The sequence below is a fragment of the Leclercia adecarboxylata genome, from assembly GCF_006171285.1.
Lineage (GTDB): Bacteria > Pseudomonadota > Gammaproteobacteria > Enterobacterales > Enterobacteriaceae > Enterobacter > Enterobacter barmai.
Genome location: NZ_CP040889.1, coordinates 1205565 through 1223664, shown reverse-complemented (window position 1 = coordinate 1223664; position 18100 = coordinate 1205565). Strand labels below are relative to the sequence as shown.

General features: G+C 56.2%; 21 protein-coding genes, 1 tRNA gene and 1 rRNA gene. 8 read left to right on the top strand and 15 right to left on the bottom strand.

All coding sequences use genetic code 11. From position 1 onward, the window contains the following. Positions 1–51: 51 nt before the first annotated feature. Together rrf and FHN83_RS07580 are read left to right on the top strand one after the other, a co-directional pair. Positions 52–167, top strand: a 5S ribosomal RNA gene (gene rrf / locus FHN83_RS07585). A 210-nt stretch (positions 168–377) separates the two neighbouring features. Then, positions 378–719 (top strand): DUF1971 domain-containing protein, encoded by a 342-nt coding sequence (locus FHN83_RS07580; protein WP_138370478.1) that lies wholly within the window; start codon positions 378–380, stop codon positions 717–719. Positions 720–938: 219 nt separating this feature from the next. Here the strand turns inward: FHN83_RS07580 and FHN83_RS07575 are convergent. Beyond that, positions 939–1014 (bottom strand) — tRNA-Phe (locus FHN83_RS07575). A gap of 95 nt (positions 1015–1109) precedes the next feature. Further along, on the bottom strand, positions 1110–1808 hold the full coding sequence (locus tag FHN83_RS07570; protein ID WP_139563599.1) for a DUF554 domain-containing protein: 699 nt from the start codon (positions 1806–1808) through the stop codon (positions 1110–1112). 398 nt (positions 1809–2206) lie between these two features. Between FHN83_RS07570 and FHN83_RS07565 the strand changes: the two genes are divergently transcribed. Next, on the top strand, positions 2207–4342 hold the full coding sequence (locus FHN83_RS07565) for an ornithine decarboxylase (protein ID WP_139563598.1): 2136 nt from the start codon (positions 2207–2209) through the stop codon (positions 4340–4342). A gap of 37 nt (positions 4343–4379) precedes the next feature. On the opposite strand, the gene FHN83_RS07560 is transcribed toward FHN83_RS07565, so the two are convergent. The 4 genes from FHN83_RS07560 to mutY all read right to left on the bottom strand — a co-directional run bounded on the left by FHN83_RS07560 (position 4380) and on the right by mutY (position 8386). Then, complete coding sequence (locus tag FHN83_RS07560; RefSeq protein ID WP_139563597.1) at positions 4380–5636, bottom strand: nucleoside permease; 1257 nt, start codon at positions 5634–5636, stop codon at positions 4380–4382. A 236-nt stretch (positions 5637–5872) separates the two neighbouring features. After that, positions 5873–6952 (bottom strand): membrane-bound lytic murein transglycosylase MltC, encoded by a 1080-nt coding sequence (gene mltC, locus FHN83_RS07555; protein WP_139563596.1) that lies wholly within the window; start codon positions 6950–6952, stop codon positions 5873–5875. Positions 6953–7035: 83 nt separating this feature from the next. Continuing rightward, positions 7036–7308: an oxidative damage protection protein gene (locus FHN83_RS07550; RefSeq protein ID WP_039029789.1), complete on the bottom strand. Its 273-nt coding sequence runs from the start codon at positions 7306–7308 to the stop codon at positions 7036–7038. Positions 7309–7333: 25 nt separating this feature from the next. After that, positions 7334–8386 (bottom strand): A/G-specific adenine glycosylase, encoded by a 1053-nt coding sequence (gene mutY / locus FHN83_RS07545; RefSeq protein ID WP_139563595.1) that lies wholly within the window; start codon positions 8384–8386, stop codon positions 7334–7336. Between the two features lie 144 nt (positions 8387–8530). Between mutY and trmB the strand changes: the two genes are divergently transcribed. From trmB to FHN83_RS07530, 3 genes are read left to right on the top strand one after another with little or no spacing between them, the layout of a single operon-like run. Next, entirely contained in the window at positions 8531–9250 is a 720-nt protein-coding gene (gene trmB, locus FHN83_RS07540) for a tRNA (guanosine(46)-N7)-methyltransferase TrmB (protein ID WP_039029791.1), read from the top strand. Beyond that, entirely contained in the window at positions 9250–9576 is a 327-nt protein-coding gene (locus FHN83_RS07535; RefSeq protein ID WP_039029792.1) for a YggL family protein, read from the top strand. The genes trmB and FHN83_RS07535 overlap by 1 nt, the downstream gene beginning before the upstream one ends. Positions 9577–9628: 52 nt before the next feature. After that, positions 9629–10348, top strand: coding sequence for a DUF2884 domain-containing protein (locus FHN83_RS07530; protein WP_138370482.1), 720 nt, complete (start codon positions 9629–9631; stop codon positions 10346–10348). Between the two features lie 81 nt (positions 10349–10429). Here the strand turns inward: FHN83_RS07530 and FHN83_RS07525 are convergent, their stop codons facing one another. The 6 genes from FHN83_RS07525 to FHN83_RS07500 all read right to left on the bottom strand — a co-directional run bounded on the left by FHN83_RS07525 (position 10430) and on the right by FHN83_RS07500 (position 14146). Then, on the bottom strand, positions 10430–10768 hold the full coding sequence (locus FHN83_RS07525; protein WP_139563594.1) for an endonuclease domain-containing protein: 339 nt from the start codon (positions 10766–10768) through the stop codon (positions 10430–10432). 63 nt (positions 10769–10831) lie between these two features. Then, positions 10832–11974: a radical SAM family heme chaperone HemW gene (gene hemW / locus FHN83_RS07520; RefSeq protein ID WP_139563593.1), complete on the bottom strand. Its 1143-nt coding sequence runs from the start codon at positions 11972–11974 to the stop codon at positions 10832–10834. Next, positions 11967–12560 carry an XTP/dITP diphosphatase gene (locus tag FHN83_RS07515; RefSeq protein ID WP_139563592.1) on the bottom strand — a complete coding sequence of 198 codons (594 nt, stop codon included), beginning with the start codon at positions 12558–12560 and terminating at the stop codon, positions 11967–11969. Before FHN83_RS07515 ends, hemW begins: the two co-directional genes overlap by 8 nt. 3 nt (positions 12561–12563) lie before the next feature. Then, the gene (gene yggU / locus FHN83_RS07510) at positions 12564–12860 is read right to left on the bottom strand and encodes a DUF167 family protein YggU (protein ID WP_039029797.1); all 297 of its coding nucleotides are present in this window, start codon (positions 12858–12860) and stop codon (positions 12564–12566) included. Continuing rightward, the gene (locus FHN83_RS07505; protein ID WP_039029798.1) at positions 12857–13423 is read right to left on the bottom strand and encodes a YggT family protein; all 567 of its coding nucleotides are present in this window, start codon (positions 13421–13423) and stop codon (positions 12857–12859) included. The genes yggU and FHN83_RS07505 overlap by 4 nt, the downstream gene beginning before the upstream one ends. A gap of 21 nt (positions 13424–13444) precedes the next feature. Then, complete coding sequence (locus tag FHN83_RS07500) at positions 13445–14146, bottom strand: YggS family pyridoxal phosphate-dependent enzyme (protein ID WP_138370486.1); 702 nt, start codon at positions 14144–14146, stop codon at positions 13445–13447. 17 nt (positions 14147–14163) lie between these two features. On the opposite strand from FHN83_RS07500, the gene FHN83_RS07495 reads away from it, so the two are divergent. Then, positions 14164–15141, top strand: a complete 978-nt coding sequence (locus tag FHN83_RS07495; protein ID WP_139563591.1) for a type IV pilus twitching motility protein PilT — start codon at positions 14164–14166, stop codon at positions 15139–15141. A gap of 93 nt (positions 15142–15234) precedes the next feature. After that, on the top strand, positions 15235–15924 hold the full coding sequence (locus FHN83_RS07490; protein WP_039029801.1) for a hypothetical protein: 690 nt from the start codon (positions 15235–15237) through the stop codon (positions 15922–15924). Positions 15925–15964: 40 nt separating this feature from the next. Here FHN83_RS07490 and ruvX read toward each other — a convergent pair whose 3' ends face one another. The 3 genes from ruvX to gshB form a co-directional block, all read right to left on the bottom strand. Next, a complete protein-coding gene (ruvX, locus tag FHN83_RS07485; RefSeq protein WP_139563590.1) occupies positions 15965–16381 on the bottom strand; it encodes a Holliday junction resolvase RuvX in 417 nt (138 codons plus the stop codon). Then, positions 16381–16941, bottom strand: a complete 561-nt coding sequence (locus tag FHN83_RS07480; RefSeq protein WP_039029803.1) for a YqgE/AlgH family protein — start codon at positions 16939–16941, stop codon at positions 16381–16383. Before FHN83_RS07480 ends, ruvX begins: the two co-directional genes overlap by 1 nt. A 211-nt stretch (positions 16942–17152) precedes the next feature. Continuing rightward, entirely contained in the window at positions 17153–18100 is a 948-nt protein-coding gene (gshB, locus tag FHN83_RS07475) for a glutathione synthase (protein WP_039029804.1), read from the bottom strand.

Here is an 18100-nt window from a genome sequence, read left to right as displayed (position 1 = left end):
TGTTTCGGTGGATTTGAGATGATTTTCAGCTGATACAGATTACAGAATTTGCCTGGCGGCTGTAGCGCGGTGGTCCCACCTGACCCCATGCCGAACTCAGAAGTGAAACGCCGTAGCGCCGATGGTAGTGTGGGGTCTCCCCATGCGAGAGTAGGGAACTGCCAGGCATCAAACAAGCCAAGAGCCCGTCCGCAAGGACGGGCTTTTTGCGTTTGTGCCCGTCCTGCCCGGTGGCGCTGCGCTTACCGGGCCTACAAAAAACAATTCTCTGTTATATATCCTCCATTAATAATAGAAATGAGAGTTATTATCAAATGGCCTTTACAGGCTTATCATAAACATGTAATTTAAATACATGTTTTAAATCGGAGGTCATTATGAGCCATCAAAGAATCCCCAAAAACTGGACAATCAAACGTTCAACTCCCTTCTTCACTAAAGATAACGTTCCTGCAGCGCTTCTGAGCCATCACAATACCGCAGCTGGCATCTTTGGGCAGCTTTGTGTGATGGAAGGGACCGTAACCTATTACGGCTTTGCGAACGCAGAAGCAACAGAACCAGAAGTGAAGGTTGTGATTAACGCAGGTAACTTCGCGACCAGCCCACCGCAGTACTGGCACCGTATTGAGATGACGGATGACGCCCAGTTCAATATCAACTTCTGGGCTGAACCGACCTTCTCTGGGGAAGAAGTCTACAGCGCGAAAAAGGCGTAACGCCGTTTGTTAGCGAAGGGCGCTCTTAATCATTGACTATATAGTGTCTGGACGGCCATAAGAAGCCAGATAGACGCAGGACTGCGTTGCAGAAGTTAAAACCTTCGCAACGCGTATGGGTCGCAAATTTAGGGCCATTAAAGAAGAGTTAATAGAGAGCGATGAAAGTTCGGTTCTGCAAAAGCAAAAACCCGCCTTTTGGGCGGGTTCTTTAAATAGTGGTGCCCGGACTCGGAATCGAACCAAGGACACGGGGATTTTCAATCCCCTGCTCTACCGACTGAGCTATCCGGGCAACGGGGCGCATTAAACCCGATCTACCCTCTGCCGTCAACGATATTTGTTAATTTCGCTACTGACCGCACACTCTGTCGCCATTTCGCTGCAATATCAGGCAAAAAACGCAGTCCACAGGGCAGAGAGCGGCATGGCGATCACCAGCGCAGGCAGCATATTCACCACCGCAAACATCTTGATCCCACAGATCCTCAAACCCGTCGCCAGCAGCAGCAGGCCACCGACGGCGGTGAAGTCAGCCATCATTGCCGGGGTTGTCAGCGGCAGTATCAGCGTGGCGCAGGTTGCCAGGGCGAGCTGGATAAGCAGCATCGGCACGCAGATGGCGGCGACGGCAATACCGAGTGTGGTCGTAAAGATGGTGGCGGTAAAGAAATCGAGAAAGGCTTTCGCGATCAGTATGCTCGGATCTCCGATCATTCCTTCCTGCATCGAACCAAAAATTCCCGTACCGCTGGCGCAGAACAGAATAATGATGGCCACATAGTTCTGGATAAACGCGTCGTGACCGCCGCCTTTCTGTTTACCCCGCGAGAGCAGATTTTTCGCTCTGCTGACGGCACCATTAATACCCTTCTCCAGATAGCAAAACTCGCCAATCAGCGTTGCCAGCACCATTACCGGCAGGTTGGCGCACTTGATGACCAGCAGAATACCAATACCTAGTGAGGCCAGGCCGAAGATCGAGGGCATGGAGGAGCGAATACGCTCCGGTAATCGCTGGCTCAGCACGGCGCCCAGCACGCCGCCCAGCAGCACCGCACCTGCGTTAATAAATGGTCCAATAACCACTGCGAACTCCTGTTATTTACTCATTGATATTGCATTATTATTACTCTTTTCAGTGAGTAATCGCCAAATGTAATGACGTATTTTGCATAAAGATTCCTTCTTGCACCACCTTATGAAAGGTGACATTATTGCGCGAATTTTCTTCTCTCAGATACGGGGCCGCCCATGAACAGATCTTCTCTCGCTGTGCGAATGGCTGGCCGTATCGACACATCTTATTCTACGCTCACCATGCGGTGAGGGTAACGCAGGCTCACTGCAGGACAACAGTAAAACCAGACGCGTTCTGTTTTTACTGATGTCTGGCGGTCGGAGCTGAACTCCGGTCAGACACATTCGTTGGGCAGGGGGACTCCCTGTCCGGGGCTTTTTCTCGCCTTGCACGGGTATTTGCGCTTATGAAATCAATGAAAATTGCCGTCAGCCGCGAGCTGGCGTCCGCCTTATCCACGCACCGGGAAGTGGTGACGCTGGATAACACAGATTTTACGGATGTGGCGGCAGTCGTCATTACCGTCGCTGACAGTCACAGCGGCATCCTCGCGTTACTGAAACGCACCGGTTTCCATCTGCCTGTCTATATGTTCTCAACAGAGCCTGTAGAAGCCCCTGCGGGTGTCGATGCGGTGATCGACGGCAAAGCGCAGGAGTGGTTAGAGCTGGAAGCCGCCGCCTGTCGCTACGAAGAGAACCTGTTGCCGCCGTTTTTCGACACCCTCACTCAGTACGTGGCGATGGACAACAGCACCTTTGCCTGTCCGGGGCACCAGCACGGCGCGTTCTTTAAGAAGCACCCTGCAGGGCGTCAGTTTTTCGATTTCTTCGGTGAGAACGTCTTTCGTGCCGATATGTGCAACGCCGACGTGAAGCTTGGCGATCTGCTGATCCACGAAGGTTCCGCCAAACATGCGCAAAAGTTCGCGGCGAAAGTGTTTAACGCCGACAAAACCTACTTCGTTCTCAACGGCACCTCGGCCGCCAACAAGGTGGTGACCAATGCGCTGCTGACCCGTGGCGATCTGGTGCTGTTCGACCGCAACAACCATAAGTCCAACCATCATGGCGCTCTGATCCAGGCCGGTGCCACGCCGGTTTATCTCGAAGCAGCCCGCAACCCGTTTGGCTTTATTGGCGGCATTGATGACTGCTGTTTTGACGAGGCCTACCTGCGGGAGCTGGTCCGTGAAGTCGCTCCGGAAAAAGCCCGTGAAGCGCGTCCGTTCCGCCTGGCGGTGATCCAGCTCGGCACCTATGACGGCACCATCTATAACGCCCGCCAGGTGATCGACAAGATTGGCCAGCTCTGCGACTACATCCTGTTTGACTCCGCGTGGGTGGGTTACGAGCAGTTTATCCCGATGATGGCGGACAGTTCGCCGCTGCTGCTGGAGCTGAACGCCAACGATCCGGGGATCTTTGTCACCCAGTCGGTGCACAAACAGCAGGCCGGGTTCTCCCAGACTTCGCAGATCCATAAAAAGGATAACCATATCCGCGGCCAGGCGCGTTTCTGCCCGCATAAGCGGCTCAACAACGCCTTCATGATGCACGCCTCTACAAGCCCGTTCTACCCGCTGTTTGCGGCCCTCGACGTGAACGCCAAGATCCACGAAGGGGAGAGCGGGCGTCGGCTGTGGGCAGAGTGCGTTGAGCTGGGCATTGAAGCGCGCAAGGCGATTATCGCCAACTGTAAGATGATTAAGCCGTTTATCCCGCCGGTCGTGGCCGGACGTCCGTGGCAGGATCACCCAACCCACGCAATTGCCAGCGAGCTGCGCTTCTTCAGCTTTGAACCGGGGGCGAAATGGCACGGCTTTGAGGGCTATGCCGAGCAACAGTATTTTGTCGATCCCTGCAAGCTGCTGCTGACCACGCCGGGCATCGACGCTGAAAGCGGGGAATATACCGATTTTGGTATTCCGGCGACCATTCTGGCGCACTACCTGCGTGAGAAAGGCATTGTCCCGGAGAAGTGCGATCTCAACTCCATTCTCTTCCTGCTGACCCCGGCGGAGAGCGCCGAAAAAATGGCGCAGCTGGTGGCGATGCTGGCCCAGTTTGAGCAGCACATCGAAGACGATACCCCGCTGGCGGATGTTCTGCCGACCATCTGGAACAAATATCCGGTGCGCTACCGCGACTATACGCTGCGCCAGCTCTGTCAGGAGATGCACGATCTGTATGTCAGCTTTGACGTGAAAGATCTGCAGAAGGCAATGTTCCGCAAAGAGAGCCTGCCCACCGTGGCGATGAACCCGCAGGATGCCAACCAGGCCTTTATTCGCGGTAACGTCGAACTGGTACGCATCAGCGAAGCCGAAGGGCGCATCGCAGCGGAAGGGGCGCTGCCATACCCGCCGGGCGTGCTGTGCGTGGTGCCGGGTGAACTCTGGGGCGGCGCGGTGCAGCGTTACTTCCTGGCGCTGGAAGAGGGCGTCAATCTGCTGCCCGGTTTTTCACCGGAACTGCAGGGGGTATACAGCGAGAAGGATGCGGACGGGATCAAGCGTTTATACGGCTACGTGCTGAAGTAAAAAAAATCCCCCTCCGCAGGGAGGGGGACTTAACCGATTAATGCGCGACGGTCTGCGCACCTGTTGGGGTACGAACATGTTTGTACTTGAACAGCACCATGAACGCGAAAGCCAGTACCAGTGAGTAGCCTGCGAAGATCAGCCACACCGGCTGCCAGTTAGTAATACCGTTAGTGGTATACATCTCCACAACCTTGCCGCTCACCACGCCGCCGAGAATACAGCCGAAGCCGTTGGTCATCATCAGGAACATGCCCTGGGCGCTGGCGCGGATTTCCGGACGAACCTCTTTTTCCACGAACACGGAACCGGAGATGTTGAAGAAGTCGAAGGCGCAGCCGTAGACAATCATCGACAGAACCAGCAGTACGGTACCGAAGGCTGACGGGTCACCGTAGGCGAACAGACCAAAGCGCAGCATCCACGCGAAGATACTGATCATCATCACGTTCTTGATGCCGTAGCGGCTCAGGAAGAACGGGATGGTCAGGATGAACAGCGTTTCGGAGATCTGGGAGATCGACATCATCACCGAGGCATGTTCAACGATAAAGCTCCCGGAGAACATCGGGTCGTTATCGAAGCTGTGCAGGAAGGTGTTGCCGAACATGTTGGTGATCTGCAGCTCCGCACCCAGCAGCATGGAGAAGATGAAGAAGATCGCCATGCGTTTGTTTTTGAACAGCGCGAACGCGTCCAGGCCGAGCATGGAGCTCCAGCTCTGGTTTTTCTGCTGGTTAGAGACCGGAATGTGCGGCAGCGTCAGGGTGAACAGCGTCAGCACCAGAGACAGCGCAGCACCGATGTAGAGCTGCATATGGCTCAGTTCGAAGCCTGCGAAGCTCACGCCCCACATCGCCATGATAAAGCCGATGGTGCCCCAGATACGGATCGGTGGGAAGTCGGTCACGATATCCATACCGGCGTTTTTCAGACGGTAGTAGGAGATGGTGTTGATAAGCCCCAGCGTTGGCATATAAGCCAGCGAGTTAAGCAGGATCACCATAAACATCGCCCCTGGCGTGGTGACTTCGGCCGCCATAAACAGCGTACCCGCCCCCACCAGATGACAAAGCGCATAGACCCACTTCGCGCTTATCCATTTGTCCGCCACGATCCCGAGCAGCGTCGGCATCAGGACAGCGGCAATGCCCAAAGAGCTATAGACAGCGCCGATAGAGGCACCGTCGAATTTGAGCGTGACAAACATGTAGGAGCCGAGCGTGGTCAGCCAGCTCCCCCACAGACAGAACTGCAGAAACGACAAGATTTTAAGCTGCAGCTTAAGGTTCATGTTACTTTCCTCACAAGAGAGCGGGCTGTATGTTGGTGTAGAAACATTTGGGTTTTGGATTTGATGCAATTCTATCAGCGAGTGGCGTTATGTTTTGTTACCTCCCGCAAAAAAATGCAATCCACATTAATTTGCAGTTTGGATTGTGATGCAAATAACAATTTCGTATGGATAAAGCGGGCGGTCAGGAATGAAGGATTACCCTCTCCACAACGGAGAGGGTAAAAAAAGTCACACTACTTTCTACGATAGCTCTTCTGAGCCGTATTGACCTTATAGAGGTAGCGGCGGGATTCTGCGGAAGGGTGACGGGTGGTGAGGGTCTGATAAACATCCCCCGGCGACATGCTGTTGATGATGCTCGCCGCCTTGATTTTATCGTTGGAGAAGACGCGCAGCACGCTGCCTGCGCCACCGTTATAGGCGGTGATCACCGCGTAGCGACGCGAGGTCGGGTTATCAATGCCGCCCAGGTAAACGTTATTCAGCATCGCCAGATAGGCGGTGCCGGTATCGATGTTGCTTGCGGGATCGAACAGATAGCTGCGGCTCGGGGTGCCGGAACGCCCCTGCGAGCGGAACACGTCTTTGCCGGCGCTGTGCTGCACAACCTGCATCAGGCCCAGGGCGTCGGAACGGCTTACCGCGTAAGGGTTAAACGACGACTCCGTCTGCATAATCGCCAGGATCAGCGACTCATCCACACCGTATTTACGCGAGGCCTGGCGTACCATCCCGACATATTTATGCGCACGCTTATCGAGGTGGTTCGGCACCAGGTTAATGGTCACGCTGTAGATCACGCGCAGGCCGTTGCTGCGGCTTTTCAGGCGCGTCTGCAGCAGATAGTTGGCAAAGTTGTTGGCGCGGCCTTCCCAGCGGATGGACTGGCCGGTCTGATCCACCACCTGACCATAGAGGAACGGCTCTCTGGAGATAGTGATATCGTCGGTGTCGGAGTAGAGATCGATAGAGCCCGGATCGTCACCCATCAGCAGGGTTTTAACGATCGCCTGACGCAGTCGTCCGGCAGGATCGGTTCCGGCGATGGTCTCGACGGTGATAGTCCCTTTGTCAAAGTTGATGTGGCTGCGGGTCTGGTAGCCGTCGGTGTACTTAACGTAGTCCTTTGGACCGGCGATCAGAACTTCGTTAAAACCCCATATGTTTTCGATGTTATGGGCGAACTGCCCCATCAAAATGTCAAAACCGTTGGTGTCCTTTACCCAGGCTTCGTTATAGCTATCGCCTTTATTACTGGAGGAACACGAAACAAGTAACGGTGCAACAAGAGCAAGCGCTAAAAATTTTTTCATCATTCCGGGAGTGCGTGTTGTGTTTGTTCCGGGGCTGTTTTCGCCGGGCAAGCGTAGCGCCACCCGGCATCAGACGCTGGGTATTATTTTTCTGGCGGCGTATAACCTTCGATGTGCACCTCTTTCCCTTCAAACAGGAAATTGACCATCTCTTCTTCGAGCTGTTTACGGTGTTCAACGTTCATCATATTGAGCTTGCGCTCGTTAATCAGCATGGTTTGCTTGTGCTGCCACTGCGCCCACGCTTCTTTTGAGATCTCGTTATAGATGCGCTTACCCAGATCGCCCGGATAAAGCTGGAAGTCCTGACCTTCTGCTTCACGTTGCAGGAAGGTGCAAAAAATTGTTCTGGCCATACTGATTCCTCTTTGTCGCCCGGAGCTAAACCGTTGCTCCGACACGTAATTGCTGTAACAGGCGCTCTACGGGAGCCGCCAGACCCACTGATGGCGGTTGCGCTAAGTTATACCAGAGAGCGCTGCCTTCATCCATGCACGCCGTGAATGAGGACACGGGAAGCCACATCGGCACAATATCCAGATGGAAATGGCTGAAGGTGTGGCGAAACGCGGTGAGCTGCACAAGAGTATCGGCGCTAATGCCGCGCTGCGCCAGCCAGTCGCGAAGTCCGGCCTCATCCTCAAACTGCGGGAAGCAGAACAGTCCGCCCCATAATCCGCTTGGAGGACGCTGGGCGAGGTACACGGTCTCCTCGTGCTGCATCAGCAGAAAATAGCCGGTACGCTCTGGCAGGGTCTGCTTCGGTTTTTTACCGGGATACTGCGCCCACGACTGGTTAGCATAGGCCACGCACAGATGATTGAGCGGGCAAAGTTCGCATTTAGGTTTCGAGCGGGTGCAGACCATCGCCCCTAAATCCATCATCGCCTGGTTAAAACGTTCAACCCCTCTGGCGGGCGTCACCGCTTCACTGATTTCCCACAGGCGTTTTTCCACCTCTTTTTTGCCCGGCCAGCCGCTGACTGCGTAGCAGCGCGCCAGCACGCGTTTCACGTTGCCGTCGAGAATAGGGAAATGTTTGCCCAGCGAAAGGGAGAGGATCGCCCCGGCGGTGGAACGCCCGACGCCCGGCAGGGCGGCCACTTCATCGAAGGTTTCGGGGAAGATGCCTCCGTGCAGCGACACCACCTGCTGGGCGGCTTTGTGCAGATTGCGGGCGCGGGCGTAATAGCCGAGCCCGGTCCAAAGATGCAGCACTTCGTCCAGCGGGGCGTTGGCCAGAGCGGTGACCGTCGGGAAACGCGCCATAAAGCGCTCAAAATAAGGGATAACCGTCGCGACCTGCGTTTGTTGCAACATCACCTCTGAGAGCCATACTTTGTACGGTGTTTTTTCAGTTTGCCAGGGCAGGGTTTTACGCCCGTATTTGTCGTACCAGTCCAGCACCTGGGCTGAAAATTGAGAGGCTTGCATGGTCTTCGCTTTGCGGTATCAGGGACGCAGATTGCAGCACAGCGGCATGCGACTGTAAACCGGATCTTTCCCATGCTTGCATCCGGTCATTAACTTTGGATAATGCCCGTTTCCCGAACATTCTCACAAGCAGACTACTCTTTTATGAAAAACGACGTCATATCACCGGAATTCGATGAAAACGGCCGCCCGCTGCGCCGTATTCGCAGCTTTGTCCGCCGTCAGGGGCGCCTGACAAAAGGGCAGCAGCACGCGCTGGATAACTACTGGCCGGTGATGGGCGTTGAGTTCACCGAACAGCCGCTCGACTTTGTTGAACTCTTTGGCCGCGATGCACCGATTACGCTGGAGATCGGTTTCGGTATGGGCGCTTCGCTGGTCACGATGGCCAAAGCGCGCCCGGAGCAGAACTTCCTCGGCATTGAGGTACACTCACCGGGCGTAGGCGCTTGCCTGGCGACGGCCCATGAAGAGGGCGTCGAGAACCTGCGCGTCATGTGTCACGACGCGGTAGAAGTGCTGCACAAGATGATCCCTGACAATTCTCTGAACATGGTTCAGCTCTTTTTCCCTGACCCATGGCACAAAGCGCGTCATAATAAACGCCGTATCGTTCAGGCACCGTTTGCCGAACTGGTCAAAAGCAAGCTGAAGCTGGGTGGTGTTTTCCACATGGCGACCGACTGGGAACAGTATGCGGAACATATGCTGGAAGTGATGTCAGGTCTCGACGGGTATAAAAACCAGTCGCAGAGCAACGACTATGTGCCGCGTCCTGAATCACGTCCGGTAACCAAATTTGAACAGCGTGGCCATCGTCTTGGCCACGGCGTATGGGACTTAATGTTCGAGAGGGTGAAATAATGGCAAAGAACCGTAGCCGTCGTCTGCGTAAGAAAATGCACATCGACGAGTTTCAGGAAATTGGTTTTTCGGTTGCATGGCGTTTCCCGGAAGGCACCAGCGTAGAAAAAATTGATGAAGACGTGGATGCGTTCATCAATGAAGTGATCGAGCCGAACAAGCTGGCGTTTGACGGCAGCGGCTACCTGGCGTGGGAAGGGTTGATCTGCAAACAGGAGATCGGCCAGTGCACCGAAGAACACCAGGCCATCGTGCGTAAGTGGCTGGAAGACCACAAATTCGAAGAGGTGCGCATCAGCGAACTTTTCGACATTTGGTGGGACTAATAGAGCATCAGGGGCCAGCAATTGCTGGCCCATTTTGTATGAGGGAGAAGATATGATGCGCAAAACGCTGCTCGCTGCGGCTTTAATGACCACGGCCCTGACTGCTCACGCAGAGTACAAATGCGAAGTCACGCCGCGCGACGATGTGATCCTCAGTCCGCAAACCGTGCAGGTAAAAGGTGAGAACGGCAACCTGGTGATCACCCCTGATGGCAACGTGATGTTCAACGGCAAGCAGTACCAGCTCAGCGCCGCCCAACGTGAACAGGCGAAAGATTACCAGGCCGATCTGCGCAGCGCGCTGCCTTGGATAGACGAAGGCGCGCAGACCCGCGTGGAAAAAGGCCGTGTGGCGCTGGATAAGATCATCGCTAAAGAGGTAGGGGAGAGCAGCAACATGCGCTCGCGCCTGACCAAACTGGACGCGCAGTTAAAAGAGCAGATGAACCGCATTATTGAGCATCGTACCGATGGCCTGACGTTCCACTACAAGGCGATCGATCAGGTGCGCGCCGACGGGCAGCAGCTGGTAAACCAGGCGATGGGCGGCATTTTGCAGGACAGCATTAACGAGATGGGCGCCAAAGCGGTGCTGAAGGGCGGCGGCAACCCGCTGCAGGGCGTGCTGGGTAGCCTGGGCGGTCTACAAACCTCTATTCAGAACGAATGGAAAAACCAGGAAGCTGATTTCCAGAAATTCGGTAAAGACGTGTGTAAACGGGTGGTTTCGCTGGAAGAGAGCCGCAAGGGGCTGGTGGGATCGCTGAAGTAGGTTGGTGCGCTCTGGGCCCCTCACCCCGGCCCTCTCCCCATGGGAGAGGGAGTACGAGTTCCCTCTCCCTGTGGGAGAGGGTTAGGGTGAGGGAATCAGGAATTGCAGATGTTGCAGAATAACCATCAATACGCCCTCTTCGTTCGCCCTGAATTCGTTATTCCAGAACCGAATCACACGCCAGCCACGCGAATTCAGATAAGCCGTTCTGCGTAGATCGTACTTTTCATCATCCTGATGCTGTCCACCATCCAGTTCAACAATTAATCGGGCCTTAAAGCACGCAAAATCAACGATGTAAGAACCCACCGGCATCTGGCGGCGAAACTTGAAGCCATAGAAATGCCGTCCCCGAAGTAGATACCAAAGGCGCACCTCTTCTGGCGTCATGTTTATTCGTAGCTGTTTTGATTTTTCCATCCCCACACTCTGCCAGCTTTTCCCTCAGCCAGCAGAACGGGATGCAAAATCCTGAATCAGGCTTCAGGATTCTTCGGCGAGGAAAAGCTCGAGAAGGGAGTTTAAGAACAGTTTGCCATGCTCGGTGATCTGCCAGAAATCTGCGCACTCGGTTAGATACCCCTGCGCCAGCGCCTCGTCAATCTGCGGGCGAATCACCGATTCCGCTAACCCGGTATACAGCGTAAACTCCGCGCGCGGTGCGGCTTCCAGCAGGCGGAAGCGGTTCATAAAGAACTCGAACGGCTTATCTGCGGCTTCGACATCATGGCTGCGCTCAAGATAGCGTCCTTCCATATAGCCGCGCGGATGGCGGGTTTTGGCCGTGCGCAGAATACGCCCGTCCGGGAATGTCACTTTGCCGTGTGCGCCACATCCAATGCCCAGGTAGTCGCCAAAACGCCAGTAGTTCAGGTTGTGCTGACACTGGTAGCCCGGCTTGGCATAGGCCGAAGTTTCGTACTGCTGATACCCGGCGGCGGTCAGAAGCCTGTGGCCCTGCTCGAAAATATCCCACAGCGCGTCATCATCAGGCAGTACCGGGGGACGCGACCCGAACAGCGTGTTCGGCTCAATGGTCAGTTGATACCACGAGAGGTGCGGCGGATTCAGCTCAATGGCCTGGCGCAGATCGTCCAGCGCCTCTGCCAGAGACTGATCCGGCAGGCCGTGCATCAGGTCGAGGTTGAAGCTGCGTAGCCCCAGCCCGGTCGCGAGATGGGCGGCGCGCTTCGCCTCATCCGGGCCATGAATTCGGCACAGACGCTTTAACTTTGGCTCGCTGAAGCTCTGCACGCCAATGGAGATACGGTTCACCCCGGCGCGCTGATACTCCACAAAACGGTCGGCCTCAACCGTCCCCGGATTGGCCTCCATGGTAATTTCTGCATCCGCTGCCAGACTGAGGCGCGCACGCACGCCATCCAGCAGCGTCTGCATCGCCGGGCCTGAGAGCAGGCTCGGCGTACCGCCACCGATAAAAATGGTCTTAACTTCACGTCCCTGCGCGTAAGCGACGTCAGCGTCCAGATCGGCAAGCAGATGCTGAACGTAATCGTCATGAGGCACTTCGCCTTTCAGCGCATGCGAGTTGAAATCGCAGTACGGGCATTTCTGCACGCACCACGGGATGTGAATATAAAGACTCAGGGGTGGCAAATTAGCCATTACGTAATGCTTCCAGTAACAGTTTCAGGGCGCGTCCACGGTGGGAGATCGCGCTTTTTTCTTCGCGGGTCAGTTCCGCAGCGGTTTTGCCCTCGGTCGGGACAAAGAAGATCGGGTCATAGCCAAAGCCGCCGTTGCCAGCCGCCTCGCGGGCGATGACACCCGGCCAGCTGCCGTGGCAGACAATCGGCGTTGGGTCTTCGGCATGGCGCATATAGACCAGCACGCAGTGGAACTGTGCCTTGCGCTGTTCGTCCGGTACGTCCTTAAGCGCGTCCAGCAGCTTTTCAAGGTTCTGCTGGTCGCTGGCATCGACGCCGGAATAGCGGGCGGAGTAAATTCCAGGCGCACCGCCAAGCACGTCCACCGCCAGACCGGAGTCGTCGGCAATGGCCGGTAGGCCGGTGACCTGCGCAGCATGGCGCGCCTTCAGAATGGCGTTTTCGATAAACGTCAGGCCGGTCTCTTCGGCAGAGTCCACGCCCAGCTCGGTCTGGGCAACCACGTCCAGACCAAAATCATTTAACAGCGAGGCCAGCTCGCGCACTTTACCGGCGTTACCGGTAGCGAGAACAACTTTTTGCATGTGTTAATCCTGTTGTATCAGTGCCGCGACTTCCGTCGGGATATGTTGCGGATTAAGAATTTTGACCTGCTTGTGGCGTCCCAGTTCACCCTTCTCGATCAGCACATGGCCTTTCGCGACGCGAAACTGCTTAGCCAGATACTTCACCAGGTGGGCATTCGCCTGGCCGTCCACTGGGGGCGCGGTGATGGCGACTTTTACTTCGTCGCCATGCAGCCCGATAATCGAATCACGGCTGGCTTTCGGCTGAATATACAGCCGTAAAACCAGCCCGTCGGCGCAAGTGCTGACCGCACTCATAACGCCATCCACAGCCCCGGCAGCAGCACGTTGCCTGTGGACTGCAGCAGTTCAGCGATACCCATATTGATGACGTACAGCAGCAGCACGAGGATCATCGGGGAGAAGTCGATCCCGCCCATGGCTGGCAGCAGATTACGAATCGGGCGCAGCAGCGGGTCGGCGAGCTGAATCAGGGAGTATTCCACCGGGCTACGGCCCTGGCTTACCCAACTCATGATCGCCATCAGCAGCAGCACCCAGAAAATCAGCAGGCCGATGGTTTTTATCAGGATCAACACCGCTGCGATCCAGATGATCGGCTGGAAGGTGATGACCATAAACAGCACGATCGCTTTTACCACGCACAGGATCAGCGCAATCAGCAGAGAGGCGCTGTCAATAGGCCCCATCGGCGGGATCACCCGGCGCAGCGGCCCGACAATCGGTTGGGTGACTTTCACGACAAACTGCGAGAAGGGGTTATAAAAATCACAACGGGCCCACTGCATCCAGACGCGTAACAAAAGCACCATCGTATACAGTTCAATGACCGTTGAGAGCAGGAAGGTCAACGTCTTCATGGCGTTCCTCAGGTTTCCTTATTATTGGGTGTAATCGCGCGCGCCGAAAATAGCTGTCCCGATGCGCACCATGGTGCTGCCAGCTGCAATCGCGGCAGCCATATCGTCCGTCATGCCCAGTGAAAGCGTGTCGACCGTTGGGAAGCGTGTTTTAAGCGCCTCAAATGCTACAGCCATTTGCCGGGCTACGGCAAACTGCCTGTCGTAATCTGACTCCGGGGCCGGGATCGCCATTAACCCGCGAAGCGTAAGGCCAGGCATGGCTGCCACCTGTTCCGCCAGCTGATCAAGCGCTTCCAGCGCAATACCGGATTTGCTGTTCTCATCGCTAATATTGATTTGAATCAGCACGTTAAGCGGTGGCATTTCTGCCGGGCGCTGTTCGCTCAGACGGGTGGCGATGCGCAGTCGATCGACGGTATGACACCAGTCGAAATGCTCCGCCACCAGCCGGCTTTTGTTCGACTGCAGGGGCCCAATAAAGTGCCACTGCAGATCCGCGGCGCCTGCTTCCCGGAAGTGGCGAATCTTTTCCACCCCTTCCTGCACGTAATTTTCACCGAACATGCGCTGGCCTGCGTCAATCGCTTCTGCGATGGCGCTCGCAGGTTTGGTTTTACTGACTGCAAGCAACGTAACTTCTTCTGAAGCACGGCCGCAACGCGTTGCTGCGGCTGAGATTTTGTCCCTGACCTGTGCCAGGTTATGCGCAATGTCGTTCATTTTCCGGGGATCATTAAATGGATATGGAAGAAATTGTGGCCCTTAGTGTAAAGCATAACGTGTCGGATCTACACCTGTGCAGTAACGCGCCACCACGCTGGCGGCGGCGCGGGAAAATGGAATTCGCCCCTTTTCCGGGACCGGATGTCGCCATGCTGCTAAAAAGCTGGCTCAGCGATGAGCAGCAGGGAGCCTGGTGCGCCCAGGGACAGGTGGATTTTGCCGTCGCGCTGGAGCACCACCGGCTGCGGGCCAGCGCCTTTGCCCATACGCAAGGCTGTTCGCTGGCGCTGCGGCTGCTTGCAGAGCAGTGTCCACAGCTGCGAACCCTGGGCACGCCGCGGGCGATACCCGAGCTGCTGACCAACGATAACGGCCTGATTCTGGTGACCGGGGCCACCGGCAGCGGCAAATCCACCACCCTTGCGGCCATGGTCGATTTTCTCAATCACCACAGCGACGGGCATATTCTGACTCTGGAAGATCCGGTGGAGTTTATCCATCAGAGCAAGCGCTGCCTGGTGCAGCAGCGGGAGATTGGCCTGCACTGTCCGTCGTTTGCCGATGGGTTACGGGCGGCCCTGCGTGAAGATCCGGATGTGATCCTGCTGGGCGAACTGCGTGACAGCGAGACGATCCGCCTTGCGCTCACCGCCGCCGAGACGGGGCATCTGGTGCTGGCGACCCTGCACACCCGGGGAGCGGCTCAGGCGGTAGAGAGGCTAGTGGATGCCTTCCCCGCACAGGAAAAAGAGCCGGTACGTAAACAGCTGGCGGGCAGCCTGCGCGCCGTGCTGGCGCAAAAGCTCGAAAGGGATAACCAGCAGGGTCGCGTCGCACTGTTTGAGCTGCTGGTGAATACCCCTGCCGCCGCGAATTTGATCCGCGAAGGTAGAACCTGGCAACTGCCCGGCGTGATCCAGACCGGGCAGCAGGCAGGCATGCAGAATTTCGATCAGAGCCTTGCCGAGCGCCGGGCACAGGGGCGGCTGTGATGCATTAGCGGCAGCAGAGAATGGCTTCGCGGCCTTGTTTCCTTCGGTACGGGCGCTAAAATCGACTTTCTGATTGCACTGATTGAAGCGGCTATGTCATCACAACCGAACCAAAGTCTTATCGACGGCATTCGCTGTCTGCAGTATCTGGTTTCCAGCGGCCGCGCCATCGGCTGCCGTGAACTCGCACGACTGATGGGGATTAACACCACCCGTGTTAACCGTTTGCTGATGACGATGGCCTCCATTGGCCTGACCATGCAGGACGATCATCGTCGCTATCTTCCCGGCCCCGGCATTCATGCCCTGGCGGCGCAGTCCATCCGTGGCTCTGAGCTCTTCTCCCGGGCGCTGCCCCGGCTGGAGCGCCATGCGCCGCGCGACATCGTGGTGGCGCTGGGGGTTTTGTGGGAAGACCAGGTTATCTATATCTGGCACTCCGTTCCCGGCAGCCAGACCAGCCAGGCGCTGGCCGGTTTCCACATGCTGCCTGCCTGGCAATCGGTGATTGGCATGTCGCTGCTGGCGAGCGAAACGGATGAAGCGCTAATCCCTCGCTTTACGCCCGAGCAGTGGCAAAACCTGGCCCCGCATGTGGCGCAGCAGCGCGAGCAGGGGCATGTGATCTGGCATCACGACGACGGTGAAGTGTCGATGGCGCTACCCGTGGGCGCGCATCATGCCGCGCTGGCGTTTGCCGGTATGTGGAATATTGACGATGCGAGCGTCCGGACGCGTCTTACTGAACTGACCGCGCTCAACGCCACGCTGCTGGCGGAATAAACGTGATTTGCCCGGGGAACCGGGCAAAGGGAAGGGGGGATCAGTAACCCTGCTCGAAGAAACTCTCAAGGATAACCACGGCGGAGGCGGAATCGACGCTGCCTTTGTTAAGTGCGCGGAAACCGCCATGCTCAAACAGACCGGCGCGGGCTTCTACCGTGCTTAACCGTTCGTCGTGCAGCTTGATCGCCACCCCAAAACGGCCATGAATTTTATTGGCAAAATTGCGCGCCCGGGCAGTTAATGGCTGTTCGGTGCCATCCATATTCAGCGGTAAGCCGACAATCACGACATCCGGCTGCCACTCTTTCAGCAGTCGTTCAATCAGGTTCCAGTCCGGGGTGCCGTTTTGCGCTTTCAGCGCCGTCAATGGGCGAGCGGTGCCGGTAATGCGCTGGCCGATTGCCACGCCGATACTTTTGGTGCCGAAATCAAAGGCGAGAAGCGTGCCGCTCATCAGGCATGCCCCGCTACGCCAGGCATGGTCTGGATATCAATGCCAATCAGCTTAGCCGCATCACGCCAGCGATCGGCGATCGGGGTTTTAAACAGAATGTTCAAATCTGCCGGGGCGGTGAGCCAGGCATTATCCAGGATCTCCTGCTCAAGCTGACCTTTTTCCCATGAGGAGTAACCGAGCGCCACCAGCACATCGGCAGGCTGCTTTTCTGTGCCCAGCGTCTCCAGCACGTCACGGGAGGTGGTCACAACGGTATTGTCAGAGATACGGATGCTGGAGGAAAAACCTGGCGGCGTATGCAGGATAAAGCCGCGATCTTCTGCCAGCGGGCCACCGAGCATTACCGGTTTGTCGAGACGAATTTCAGGCACACGTTCGTCCTGGGAAATTTTCAATTTTTCCAGAATGCCTTCAACAGAAAGATTTTCCAGCGGTTTATTGATGATAATCCCCATCGCGCCTTCTTCGCTGTACTCGCAGATATAAACGACGGAACGGCGGAAAATCGGGTCCTGGAGAGCAGGCATGGCAATAAGAAAGTGATGCTGTAAATTCATTGTCAGAGGTTCTGTTTCCTGGTTTAAAAAGCGACAGCACCCAGTATGCGGACAAAACCCGATACTGTCACTATACACTTCGCCCTTCACGCTGCCTCTGCGTTGGCTGCGCCTTCGGACCCCAGTCACATAGTTGTCTATGCTCCTGGGGATCCTCAGGCTTGCCGTCTTGATGCAACATGAATGGCTGTGTGTATAAATATGGGAGCTATTACTGCTTCAGCCGTTTTTCGATGGCATCCATCAGCATGCCGGTAATGGATACCGGGAACTCAGCTTCGATTTCACGAATGCAGGTCGGGCTGGTGACGTTCACTTCCGTCAGGCGGTCGCCAATGATGTCGAGACCCACAAAGATCAGCCCCTTGGCTTTTAACAGCGGACCCACGCGGCGGGCAATTTCCCAGTCGCTTTCGGTCAGCGGACGCGGTTCGCCACGGCCACCGGCCGCCAGGTTACCACGGGTTTCGCCGCCCTGCGGAATACGCGCCAGGCAGTAAGGCACCGGCTCGCCGTCCACCACCAGCACGCGCTTGTCGCCGTCGACAATCGCCGGAATATAGTTCTGCGCCATGCAGTAGCGGGTGCCATGCTCGGTCAGGGTTTCGGCAATAACGCCCAGGTTCGGGTCACCCTCTTTGACGCGGAAGATAGAGGCGCCGCCCATGCCGTCCAGCGGCTTCAGGATGATATCGCCGTGTTTCTGCCAGAAGGCTTTCAACTGGGCTTTGCTGCGCGTTACCAGCGTCTCTGGCGTCAGGTCGGAGAACCAGGCGGTGTAGAGCTTCTCGTTACAGTCGCGCAGACTCTGCGGTTTGTTGACGATCAGCGTGCCTTTCTCTTCTGCGCGCTCAAGAATATAGGTGCAGTAGATGTATTCGGTGTCGAACGGCGGATCTTTACGCATCAGGATGACGTCGAGTTCGGCCAGGGGCAGATCCTGCTCGGAACCGAACTCATACCATTTATCGTAATTCTGCTCGACGTTGACGATGCGGGTGCGGGCCCGCGCTTCGCCGTTAATCAGATACAGGTCGCTCATCTCCATATAGTGGAGCTGGTAGCCGCGACGTTGCGCTTCCAGCAGCATAGCGAAGCTGGAATCTTTCTTGATATTGATGCTTGTGATGGGATCCATCACGATGCCGAGCTTGATCAT